General features: G+C 67.4%; 12 protein-coding genes and 1 pseudogene. 11 read left to right on the top strand and 2 right to left on the bottom strand.

Annotation, left to right across the window (positions count from 1 at the left end):
• Positions 1-232 (top strand): annotated as a pseudogene (locus QOZ89_RS45990) (recombinase family protein); the annotation flags it as partial.
• Between the two features lie 280 nt (positions 233-512).
• Here QOZ89_RS45990 and QOZ89_RS45985 read toward each other — a convergent pair.
• Positions 513-1,037 (bottom strand): transposase family protein, encoded by a 525-nt coding sequence (locus tag QOZ89_RS45985; protein WP_491677150.1) that lies wholly within the window; start codon positions 1,035-1,037, stop codon positions 513-515.
• A 271-nt stretch (positions 1,038-1,308) separates the two neighbouring features.
• Between QOZ89_RS45985 and QOZ89_RS45980 the strand changes: the two genes are divergently transcribed.
• The 9 genes from QOZ89_RS45980 (at position 1,309) to QOZ89_RS45945 (ending at position 8,339) form a co-directional block, all read left to right on the top strand.
• The gene (locus QOZ89_RS45980; protein WP_071049929.1) at positions 1,309-1,554 is read left to right on the top strand and encodes a hypothetical protein; all 246 of its coding nucleotides are present in this window, start codon (positions 1,309-1,311) and stop codon (positions 1,552-1,554) included.
• A 16-nt stretch (positions 1,555-1,570) separates the two neighbouring features.
• Entirely contained in the window at positions 1,571-1,765 is a 195-nt protein-coding gene (locus tag QOZ89_RS45975; RefSeq protein ID WP_071049928.1) for a type 1 periplasmic-binding domain-containing protein, read from the top strand.
• A 48-nt stretch (positions 1,766-1,813) separates the two neighbouring features.
• Complete coding sequence (locus QOZ89_RS45970) at positions 1,814-2,017, top strand: hypothetical protein (RefSeq protein WP_198543317.1); 204 nt, start codon at positions 1,814-1,816, stop codon at positions 2,015-2,017.
• Positions 1,984-2,892 carry an SDR family NAD(P)-dependent oxidoreductase gene (locus QOZ89_RS45965; RefSeq protein WP_083418916.1) on the top strand — a complete coding sequence of 303 codons (909 nt, stop codon included), beginning with the start codon at positions 1,984-1,986 and terminating at the stop codon, positions 2,890-2,892. The genes QOZ89_RS45970 and QOZ89_RS45965 overlap by 34 nt, the downstream gene beginning before the upstream one ends.
• Before the next feature lie 3 nt (positions 2,893-2,895).
• On the top strand, positions 2,896-4,623 hold the full coding sequence (locus tag QOZ89_RS45960; protein WP_312630298.1) for an LLM class flavin-dependent oxidoreductase: 1,728 nt from the start codon (positions 2,896-2,898) through the stop codon (positions 4,621-4,623).
• A gap of 10 nt (positions 4,624-4,633) precedes the next feature.
• Positions 4,634-5,872, top strand: a complete 1,239-nt coding sequence (locus QOZ89_RS45955; protein WP_071049926.1) for a M24 family metallopeptidase — start codon at positions 4,634-4,636, stop codon at positions 5,870-5,872.
• Between the two features lie 101 nt (positions 5,873-5,973).
• Positions 5,974-6,315, top strand: coding sequence for a hypothetical protein (locus tag QOZ89_RS48120; protein ID WP_116271587.1), 342 nt, complete (start codon positions 5,974-5,976; stop codon positions 6,313-6,315).
• A gap of 1,083 nt (positions 6,316-7,398) precedes the next feature.
• Positions 7,399-7,917: a flavin reductase family protein gene (locus QOZ89_RS45950; RefSeq protein ID WP_071047937.1), complete on the top strand. Its 519-nt coding sequence runs from the start codon at positions 7,399-7,401 to the stop codon at positions 7,915-7,917.
• 155 nt (positions 7,918-8,072) lie between these two features.
• Positions 8,073-8,339: a hypothetical protein gene (locus QOZ89_RS45945; RefSeq protein WP_131803868.1), complete on the top strand. Its 267-nt coding sequence runs from the start codon at positions 8,073-8,075 to the stop codon at positions 8,337-8,339.
• A 98-nt stretch (positions 8,340-8,437) separates the two neighbouring features.
• Here the strand turns inward: QOZ89_RS45945 and QOZ89_RS45940 are convergent, their stop codons facing one another.
• Positions 8,438-8,977 carry a TetR/AcrR family transcriptional regulator gene (locus QOZ89_RS45940; RefSeq protein ID WP_157910459.1) on the bottom strand — a complete coding sequence of 180 codons (540 nt, stop codon included), beginning with the start codon at positions 8,975-8,977 and terminating at the stop codon, positions 8,438-8,440.
• Positions 8,978-9,585: 608 nt separating this feature from the next.
• Here QOZ89_RS45940 and QOZ89_RS45935 point away from each other — a divergent pair.
• Positions 9,586-10,756, top strand: a 1,171-nt coding sequence (locus tag QOZ89_RS45935) for a transposase (RefSeq protein ID WP_312630297.1), incomplete at its 3' end; no start/stop codon positions are given.

The raw sequence follows: 10,756 nt of genomic DNA, 5'->3' as shown, positions 1-10,756 counted from the left end.
CGCCGTCGCCCTGAACATGCCAACCGCCACCCTCTACAACTGGATCTACCGAGGATGGATCACTGCCCAGCGCCACCCGGACGGCAGATCCTGGATCATCCTCGCCGACGACGCCGAGATCAGACGGCTCCGCGAACGCCGTGACCGCCCACCCGGCTACTACACCCGAGCCCGCTGGACCCAACCCCACCCGGCACAACCAGACCCGAGCACGAACGGAACCCAGACATGAAAAACGATCACAGCTTCAGGAGCACCAACAGTGGCTCACTGAGGAACCCATTCAGACCGGAAAGGAGCTCACCGCACTCGACGAAACACCAGCTCCGCCGCTGGACCTCCTGGCGGCGCTGGACCGTGCCATGCTCGCCGACGCCTGCTCACCGTCATCGCCGCCAAGGAACGCGACCAGCCCCCACCCGCCGGACTGCTCCCGATCACGGTCAACGAGATCCCTGACTGTTCGCCGCGTCACTCGCTCATCTCCTGCCCTGGTCGAGCTGGCGACGCCGTCACCAGGCCAACGCCAGAGCCAGCCACCACCGGAGGGTGCTGGAGGGTTGGGTGCGCTGGCCGAAGACGTCGCAGGCGCTGGCGTTGCGACGGGCCGGTGGCTGTCCACATCGACCAGGACCGTGCCGTACACGTGGCCACGGCGCGGCGCGAAGTCGACACCGAGCAGCCGCACGGCCGTCATGTCCGGTTCCGGCAGCGCACGCACCCGGCGCAAGAGGGTGTCGCGCGCCACCGCCAGACCCAGCTGCCCGGCCAGCCGCGCCCCGGCCCCGGCCGGCGAGCGCGAGCCCGACAGCCTCCAGCATTCGACGTGCCAGTGGGGTGAAGCGGGCATGCGGGCTGGTCAGTCCTTCGACCTGCTCGGCGACCGTCACCGTCGGATAGTTGGTGACCGCGCAGCGGAACCGACGGACCAGCAGGTCAATGACGACGCGGGCGCCCGCTATCGCGGCGTCGACCAACCTTCGCCGGTACCGGCCGTGCACCCGCCCCGAGACCACGCCACAGCGCGCGCAGGCCACCCGCTCCGCCCGAGAACGAGCGAGCAGCCGTAGTCGATCACCGTCCGGTTCGCCCGATCCACGATCAGGCCAGCCAGGTGCGGAGGAAGAACCCCGAGGTCAGAGGGGCACTGGACACATGATCGCACCAACGAGGGCGGCACGGCGGTACCCCGGGGCCGGACGGATCACAAGATCAGCGCCCGATCCGAATCTGGTCTGGGGTCTGGCAAATGCTAGAGCGCTGTTCTAACCTTCGGGCACCAGCTCGCCATCTTGCAGAGGACGCGCCATGACTCAGCCGGTTCGCCACGTCGATGCCGCTGTCCTGCGGGGGACAGGCGGCGCTTACACCGTCGAGGCGGTGGGGCTGTCCGAGCTCGGACTGACCGATGTGTTGGTGCAGATCGCCGGAACCGGCACGTGCCACACCGACCTTGCCTTCGGGGCGATGGCCGGTGACGCCTTCGCACGCGCGGTCTTAGGTCATGAGGGGCCGGCGTTGTGGCCGCGGTCGGCGCGGCATCCTGGCCGGTAGGGGAGCTCAGGTCGTCGTGGCCTACCTGCAGAGCCATCCGAAGACGAAGCATGTATTCGTCAGTCCCGGTCTAGCCGTTACCGGTCTCAGTCAGGCGATCAGGGCGGCATCCCTGCCCTCGGTCAAAATCCTCGGCAGTTCGCCGGGTCCCGACGGGCTCAAGGACCTCAGCGCTGGCGACAACCTCGCGTGGCTGCTGCAGTCGGCTTAAACGGAAGCCTGGCAGGTCGTCGACGTCGCGATCCGGTGGTTCGAGAAGATGCCCATCTACACCTGGGGGCCGAACTACTGGCTGGTCACCACGCGGAACGTGCGCCAGGTTGCCGACTTCACCGATCCCGAGTATCCGGCGAATATGGCGGATCAGCTCGTCAAGCTGTGGAAGGTGCGCAGCCAGTCAGCCCGAGTACCTCCAAAAGGAGCACTTACATGTCAGGCACTTTGGACGGCCGAGTTGTCGTAGTGACCGGATCCGGTCGCGGCCTCGGACGGGAACACGCGCTGCGACTCGCCCGCGAAGGCGCGTCAGTGGTCGTGAACGATCTTGAGGACGGCGGCCGCGGCCCCGCGCGCGACGTGGTCGAGGAAATAAGGACTCTGGGCGGTGATGCCGTCGCTGACGGGCATTCGGTCACGACCTGGGGTTCGGCCGCGCAGATAGTGCAGACCGCGATCAGGACTTACGGCCGACTCGACGGGCTCGTCTGCAACGCCGGCTTCCTACGCGACCGGATGCTTACCAACATGAGCGAGGCGGAGTGGGACGACATCATCAAGGTGCACCAGTACGGCACCTTCTTTCCGCTACGTCACGCCGCCGAGTACTGGCGGGGCCGCCGCAAGGCAGGGGAGGCCGTCGACGCGGCAGTCGTCACGACCACCGCCGCGTCGGGACTACACGGCAATGTGGGGCAGGTGAACTACGGTGCCGCCAAGGCGGCAATCGCGCTGATGACGATCTCCTCGGCGCGCGAGTTGGGACGCTACGGGGTTCGTGTGAACTCGATCTCCCCGCTGGCGCGGACGCGACTCACGATGACCGGTCCAAGCGGCGGCTCCCGGATGGCGCCGGACGCCGATGGGTTCGATGAGATGTCGCCCGCCCATGTGTCGCCGCTGGTCGCGTGGCTGCTCAACCCGCAGTGCACCGCGACGGCACAGGTCTATGCCATATTCGGTCGCCAGATCCATCGTTACACGCCCTGGTCTCCCGCCGAGTCCGCCCACGCGGCGGAGGATTGGACCGTCGAGTCGGTCGCAGCTGCGTTGCACAACTGGCCGGATCAGGATGACCCCGGCGTCATCCCCGGACTCTCGGCGCCTGCCTCGGCGAGTTGACCGATGACGATCGACGCGAGGCTGATCGGCCGCGAACTCACCCCGGTGACCGGTGCCTGGACCGAGCGTGACACTCGGCTCTACGCGCTCGCCGCGGGGGCGGGCAGCGTGGACCCCCAGCAGGAACTGCGGTTCGCCACCGAAAACACGGCCAACGTGACCCAGCGTGTGCTGCCGACCTTCGGGGCTCTCGAGGCGTGCCGCGTCTGGGACCGCTGGACGAGTTCAGCGTGCGCTCCGACAAATCCGGACTGCGGCCGCGGCGACTCATCAAACAGCGCTTACCAGACGAGACTCGAGCGTGCCTGGCCTAACAGCCGTGCGGCCAGAACGCATAGGCCGCTACGAATGAGCCCGGTGATCGACGCTTTCCACCACATCTACCGACAAGGAGATTCCCACATGTCCGGAGCCCAGTCGACTATGCGGCTCTCGCTGTTCATCAACCCGACCGGGCACCACCAGGCGTCCTGGCGCCATCCGCGCGCCCAGGCGGATGCTGGCGTCAGCTTCGCGCACTACGTCGAGCTCGCGCAGGCCGCGGAGCGTGCCTGTTTTGACGCCGTGTTCCTCGCCGACAATCAGTGCGTGCTGGCTGGTTCGCCCGGCACGTTTGGTCGCGTCGCCCAGTATGTGGCCAACTTCGAGCCCCTCACGCTGATCTCCGGACTGATCGCCGTCACGGAGCGGATCGGCTTTATCAGTACGGCGTCGACCAGCTTCAACTACCCCTACCAGGTTGCGCGGAAGTTCGCGTCGATGGACCACATGAGCGGAGGGCGTGTGGGGTGGAACATCGTCACGTCCGGCCCCGTGGAAGCTCCGAACTTCGGCCTCGCCGAGCACTTTGAGCACGAGCTGCGTTATGAGCGTGCCGCCGAGTTCGTGGAGGTCTGCAAGGGACTGTGGGACAGCTGGGAGGACGATGCCTTCCCGCGCGACAAGGCCAGCGGGCAGTTCCTGCTCCCGGCGAAGGTGCACACGCTGGACCATGACGGTCCTCACCTGCGTGTTCGCGGCCCTCTCAACGTGCCGCGCAGCCCGCAGGGGTATCCCGTGTTCGTCCAGGCGGGGTCGTCGTCGACGGGCACCGCCTTCGCCGCACGCTACGCAGAGATGGTGTTCGTGACGCCCCAGTCGGTCGAGTCGGCACGGCAGCGTTACCAGCTCATCAAGTCCCAGGTCGCCGACGCGGGCCGCGATCCCGACCACGTGAAGGTGATGCCGGGTCTGGTCGTGATCGTCGGGCGCACCACGGAGGAGGCCAGGGAGGACTACGAGCGGCTGCAGTCGCTGCTGCACATCGACGTGGCGCTTAACATTTTCTCCCTTAAGCTCGGCGGCGTCGACCTGTCGCCGTATCCACTCGACGAGCCGTTGCCGATGTCGGCCGAGCCCGATCGGGAGTCGGGCTTTTCACGGCCCCATTTCGGCGAGTGGGCGAAGCTGGGGCAGCGCGAGGGGCTGACGTTGCGCGAGCTGGCTCTGCGCGCCGCCGGGTCGATGGCCGGCATAGTCGCCTACGGCTCGGCTACCGACATCGCCGATCTGATGGAGGAGTGGTTCCGGACGGGCGCCACGGACGGCTTCAACATCCAGCCGGCATATCTCCCGGGGCAGTTGCACGACTTCAACGAGTTGGTCGTGCCCGAGCTGCAGCGGCGTGGCCTGATGCGCCGCACCTACGACGGGCGGACGTTACGAGACCACTTCGGTCTTCCGCGCCCGTGACGGTGGACCGATGACGACGACGGAGGATGAGCGCATGTCCCACACGGTGCAACACACGCCATGGTCCGAGCGGGTGCGGATGCCGACGCCGAAGCGAGAGCTCGACCGCCGGTGGGCGGCAGTCCGGACGGCGATGGCAAGCGAAGGGATCGAGGTGCTCATCGTCCACAACCATGTCGACAACCTCGGCGGCTACGTGAAGTACCTCGGCGACATCGCCTCGTCAGGGGGGTATCCGCTGACCTTCGTGTTCCCGCTGGAGGACGCGATGACGATGGTCGCGCACGGACCGCACGGCCGGGCACGCGATGTCTCGCCGACCGCCGATCCGTTGTTCTATGGGATCAAGCAGATCGTGGGCACCTGGAGCTTCGCGTCGGCGTCTTACACGGCGCAGTACGATCCGGAGGCGATTGCCAAGGCCGTGAAGCCGTACGCGCCGGCGCGGATCGGGATCCTGGGCATGGCGCAATTTCCGCACCTGTGGATGACCTACCTCCAGGAAGCCCTTCCCAAGGCGGAGTTCGTAGATGCCTCCTACCTCGTGGACCCGATCAAGGCTGTCAAGTCGGAGGACGAGCAACGGGCGATCCGCGCGACGATCGAGATGCAAAAGGCAGCCTTCGAGGCCGGACTTGATGCCATCGAGCCCGGGCGGCGTGAGTGGGAGGTGATCGCGGCAATCGCCGCCGCAACACGCGATCGGGGCAGCGTCGGAGGCGTGCTGATGATCGGCTCGGCCCCTCCCGGCCACCCGGGAATGATCGACATGCCTCGCCACCACAACCGCGTGCTACAGGCTGGCGATCAGATGACCCTGCTGGTCGAACCCTCGAGTGTCGACGGGTACTTCGCTGAGATCGGTCGCACCATCGTGATCGGTTCGGCGAACGACGCGCTCCTCGAGGAGCACGAGTTCGCGCTCGCCGCCTACCAGCGAACCGTCAACCACCTTCGCCCCGGAGCGAGCTCGAGCGCGATCTTCTCGGACTACAACGCATTCATGGAGGAGCATGGGCGGCCCCCTGAGCAGCGCCTGCACGCGCACGGCCAGGGCTACGACATCGTCGAGCGACCGCTGATTCGATCTGACGAGCCGATGCTCATCGAGCAAGGCATGTTCCTGGCCGTGCATCCGTTCTACGTGCACGGCGGCGCGGCCCTGTTGCTATGCGACTACGTCCTCATCGGAAGCGATGGCGCATCGGCGCCTCTGCATGGCGTCGAGCAGAAGGTCTTCGAAGTATGATCGCGGGCCGCCGGTCTCGGCTATGAAAGACGGTGAGCCCGGCCTCGATGCGCGAGGCGGCGCGCGCACGTCGATGATTCGCGACGGCCCGAGGACGCCAGATGGAGAACGTGGCGACCGCCGAGATCGCGCGCTCGCAGGTATGGCCGTGGATTCGCCACGAGAAAGCGCTGGACGCCGATCACCGCCGATCACCGCCGATCTCGTCCGCTGTCTGGGGAATCCGCGGTGAGACGGGCGACGACGAGTGGTTCGAGACCCGGGGCCGTTCGAAGGAGTCGCGGGAGCTTCGAGCAGGTCGGGTTGTCCGAGGAGCTCGTCGAGTTCCTGACCATCCCGGCGTACGAGCGACTGGGCTGAGACGCCCGACCTCGCGTCGGGTCGCGGTCCGGCATGGCGAAGGCGGTTGGCAGCGCGTGCGCCACCAGCGTTGGCCAGAGTGACGATGCCAGTCCGCGTCAGCGACTTCAGAGGAGGGCGTATCGATCTCGCCGGAATACGCGGGGCCAGTTGCCCCCGCGGGCAGATCAATGAAGATTCTGCGCCACGCACTCGGATCTATTCTTGACAGTCGAATCCGCCGACGCCATTGTTGCGGAAGGGCGTCGGGTGGCCTGAGCAGCTCACGTGGAGCTCGTATGCGATGGAGTAAGGGTGTCGTCGGGGTCGTTACGGTTTCAGTAGTCGCCCCGGTCTCGGCGGCGTGCAGCAGCAAGGGTCACGTGGGGGCGGGCACGTCAGCGCCGACGTAATTAGTAGACGTTGTTCCCTCGCCGTCCAGAAGGGATCGCTCAGGTGTACTCCGGAACAGATCGAGCTTTGCCCACCGCTGAGCCGAAACCGCAGCCTGGGAAGAACGCCTGGGTGATCGCCCGCACTATGGCAGCGGAGCGCTGCGCGACCCCAGCCAAGGCAATCGAGGAGGCGGGTGGTTGCATCGGCCGGAACGTCAAGATCTTTGGCGGCCAGAGCAACTCAACGGTGGAGAACAATGGGATCCGCTCTGCGATCGCGAATCAGGCGGACGCGATAGTCCTGGTAGCCGTCGACTGTTCGAGCCTGTTCTCGTCGAGATCGGCTGCAGGTGCCCCGACGCCGGCGCTGTACCTGCTCGACGCGGCGTACGACCTGACTTCCCTCAAATTAGTGCGCACGTGCGCGGCCCGATGCAGCGGTCAAGATCGTAATGCTACGGACAGTGAGGCGCGGGTCCGGCGTGAGGGCTTGGCGCGAGAGTTGGTTGCCGATCTGTTGGTACAACTGCCGCCCGTGTCGTGCGAGTGGATCTCCTTGTGGGCCCGGCGGCAGTCTCCGGCAACGACTCGGCGCCTCCGATTAGTGCACAATTTTCGTCGCTGGCGCCGGCGAAGCCGCAGGTCACAGCCTTACGATCTTGCGAGAAGAATCAACGTGAGGGAAGTCAGGCCCGACGCCGGCGCTGTACCTGCTCGACGCGGCGTACGAGGAGGGACCGGTCCTGGACGCCTGGCTCGACCGGGCCCGGTCGCTCGGCGGCTGGTGAGTTCATGACCGGCGCTTGGACCGAGGCTTCAGAGGGTGGTGGCCCGCTCGACGGGACCCTGCTCCGGCTGGCGTTCGGCTGCTTCCCGAGCGGCGTCACGGCGGTGTGCGCCATGGCCGATGGCCGGCCCACGGGCATGGCGATGAGCTCCTTCACGTCGGTGTCGCTGGACCCACCACTCGTCTCCGTGTGCGTGGCGCACACCTCGACGACCTGGCCGGTGCTCGCCGTTCTCCCGCGGCTCGGGGTGAGCGTGCTCGCGCAGGACCACGGCCCGGTGGCCACGGCGCTGTCGGCCAAGAGAGGCGATCGGTTCGCCGAGGTCGCCTGGGCGGCGTCGACCACGGGCGCGGTGTTCGTGCACGGCTCGACCCTGTGGCTCGAGTGCGAGGTCGACCGCCAGGTGGCGGCCGGCGACCACGACATCGTCGTGCTGCGCATCCATGCGCTGCAGAGCCACCCGGAGGTCGCGCCGATGGTCTTCCACGCCAGTCGTTACCGTCAGCTCGGGCCGGCTCGGTGAGTCCCGGGCCGCTGCGAGCGGGCACAGGCCGCGAGGCTGGCCTTCGCCGTAGGGCACTCGTCGGGGCTGATCTGCGCCGCCACTGCCGGACGAGCTCGCCGACCGACCGGTTGCAGGTGCCCGAGCTGCCGCCATCCTGGTCCGCTGGCTGCCGTTTGGAGCGTTCCCGATTTAGTAGACAATTCTATTATGCGGCCCGCATCACCATCCAGCTCCACCCCGCCACCGCCACCGGCCGTTCCCAGGCCGAGCGGATCGCCGCCGTCGACCGCCTCGCCGAAGCCCTCGGTACGACCGGCCACCACGCCGAACCGACCCGCGCCGACCGGCGCGGCTTCGCCGGCTGCCACGAGGCCGACGGACAGCTGGCCGGCCACCCCCTGCACGTGTTCGCCCACCTCACTCGGGAGCCCACCCCATGACCCCCAGCCCACCCGTCGCGCTGATCGACCGCGCCGCCCTCGCCCAGACCCTGCGCGCCCTCAAGCTCTCCGGCATGCTCGACGGAAGCGCACTCTACCTAATCTTGATCACCCATCCGGAGAATAAGATTCGTAAAGTAGTCCACAACCGCCTTCGCGGTGCGCCGGTCATTGACGTCCACTAGTTGGGTGGCTGCGGCCAGAAGGAGAGCCGTAAGCGCATGTGCAGTTGAATCCGGCAATGGCGGCTTGCCGATAGTGAGCCCGCGAGAACCGCGCAAGTACCTTGCGTGACGCTCACGAAGAAACGTTGCAAACCCGGGTGGACCGTCTTCGGCGAAGCTGATGCGATCTAGGTCACGCTGCTTCCAGGTCTCCATCAGGTATGCCTTGGCGCCGGCTATGTAGATACGGAGTGGGTCCGTTTCACCGGCATTGATCGCCCTACGGGTCTCCCGCGCAGACACCTCCGAGTGTCTTGCCAAAGCTGACTCGACCAGTGTCATAAACACTTCGCTCTTGCCACCGAACTGGTGGTAAATGCTGCCGACGCTGACACCAGATTCACGCACGATGTCGTCGATACTGGTGCCCTCATACCCGTTGCTGCCGAACAAGCGGCGAGCCGCGTCGAGCACAGCCCGTCGCGTCTCGGCGGACCGGCGCCATTCTCCCTTCCGGTCGCCATCCCGTCGACTTGAAGCGGAGGCGACGTCTTGCACCGGCTGACTCACTGCTCACCTGTCCTTTCGGGATGCGACTGCCGATGCGCGCTCCAACACTTGTCTGACGAACCCGGCGCATCGCGGTGCTTGGTCCAGTCGTGCTGCTGCGATCCAGCAAGGTGAGTATCGGTACCCACATCCGCAGGCCTGCTTAGGCATGTGCTCCCTGGAGTCGTCCGCCTGAACCGGAAGGGGTTCGCGGTGCGATGTGCGCGGAACCCCTCCTGGTCAGTGTAGGGCAGGGGGAGCGGGACCGGTCGCGGGTCGAGAAGCTTGAGCGGCGCTGTTGCGTTGAGCCGGCCCGAGACATGGCGGGGGCGGGTGGTTGCCTGGTCAGACCTACATCCGCCAGTTGGGCGTTGATGTTGGGGTCTTGTAGATCGTCGTAAGAGAACAGGTGCCTGCCGCGCAGGGAGAATCGGGGTTCTCACACCGAACCGACATCCCAGGCGAAAGGCACCTGACGGGTGACGACTCTACGCGGCAGCAGATCATCAGGGAAGCCCTCTGCCGGTGGTCCGGTGGTCCGGCGCGGGCGCCGTCCGCTGGTCCGGATCGGGCCGGTCGACCCGACGGTGACGGGGGCTGCGGGGCTGGTCGCGGTGACCGCGCTCGTCGACCGGCTCGACCTGGTCGGCGGACTCGACGACGGGATCGGCCGGATCAAGCGGCGCGACCGGGGGCTGACGGCCGGTCAGCTGCTCGTCGGGATGGCGGCCAGCCAGCTGGGAGGCGAGTCGTCGCTGGCTGGGCTGGACCGGTCCCGGGCGGACCGGGCAGGGACGCTGCTTGCGCCGGTGTCGTTCCCGCCGTCGCGGACCGCCGCGCGGCTCGCGGAACGGTTCGGCCCTGCCCAGCTCGCCGGGATCGAACGCGGACTGGCCGGGATCGCCGAGCGGATGATGCGCTTCCTGCCAGCACAGCGGCGTGCCGAGCTCGTGACCGGGCGCCCGACGCTGGACTGCGACGCCTCCGATGTCGAGGTCTACGGCCGTAAGAAACGCGGCGTCGCCTATACCCACGACGGCAAGCGAGCGGGCCGGCCGCTGCTGATCAGCTGGGCGCGCACCGGGCTGACCCTGGCCGCCGACCTGCTCGCCGGCAACCAGGACCCGCGTCCGTTCATCATCGCGCTCATGCACCGGGCGCTTTCGGTGCTGCCCGACGCGGTGTGCGCCCCTGCGGTCTTCCGCTGTGACAGCGGGTTCTTCTCGGCCGCGTTCATGCGCGCCGTCGTCGCCGCGGGCGGCGACTTCGCGATCTCCGCACCCCGCAACCAGGCACTCTGGCGTGCCTACGCCCAGGTCCCCGAGGACCGGTGGGTCGACGCCCGCGGCATGCGCGGCGCGCAGGTCGCCGCCTGCGACTACGCCCCGGACGGCGCCCCGCCCGGGACCTACACGATCGTGCGCCGGGTAAAGGTCACCACCGACGACGTCTCCGCCGACCCGCGCTCCCGGCGCGGGCGCACGATCGTGCCCGGCCAGCGGCAGCTGCTGCTCGACGGCATGATCGACCACAGCTGGGCGGTCAGCTTCCTCGTCACCTCGCTGTCCGCCGACGAGCCGGACGGGATCGTCGCCGTCGAGCACTGGTTCCGCGGCCGCGCCGACATCGAAACACGGATCAAGGAACACAAGCTCGGAGCCGGGCTGCGCCACCTCCCGTCCGCCGACCCGACGATCAACCAGG

Source organism: Pseudofrankia coriaricola (genome assembly GCF_032027725.1).
Classification (GTDB): Bacteria; Actinomycetota; Actinomycetes; order Frankiales; family Frankiaceae; genus Pseudofrankia.
Note: the sequence above shows the minus strand (reverse complement) of the source record. Positions and strands in the feature narration are given on the sequence as shown.

What these genes read in the sequence shown, in the direction of transcription:
- QOZ89_RS45965 (WP_083418916.1), top strand. Translation starts at nt 1,984, where the DNA reads ATGTCAGGCACTTTGGACGGCCGAGTTGTCGTAGTGACCGGATCCGGT.
- QOZ89_RS45960 (WP_312630298.1), top strand. Translation starts at nt 2,896, where the DNA reads ATGACGATCGACGCGAGGCTGATCGGCCGCGAACTCACCCCGGTGACC.
- QOZ89_RS45950 (WP_071047937.1), top strand. Translation starts at nt 7,399, where the DNA reads ATGACCGGCGCTTGGACCGAGGCTTCAGAGGGTGGTGGCCCGCTCGAC.
- QOZ89_RS45980 (WP_071049929.1), top strand. Translation starts at nt 1,309, where the DNA reads ATGACTCAGCCGGTTCGCCACGTCGATGCCGCTGTCCTGCGGGGGACA.
- QOZ89_RS45970 (WP_198543317.1), top strand. Translation starts at nt 1,814, where the DNA reads ATGCCCATCTACACCTGGGGGCCGAACTACTGGCTGGTCACCACGCGG.
- QOZ89_RS48120 (WP_116271587.1), top strand. Translation starts at nt 5,974, where the DNA reads ATGGAGAACGTGGCGACCGCCGAGATCGCGCGCTCGCAGGTATGGCCG.
- QOZ89_RS45955 (WP_071049926.1), top strand. Translation starts at nt 4,634, where the DNA reads ATGACGACGACGGAGGATGAGCGCATGTCCCACACGGTGCAACACACG.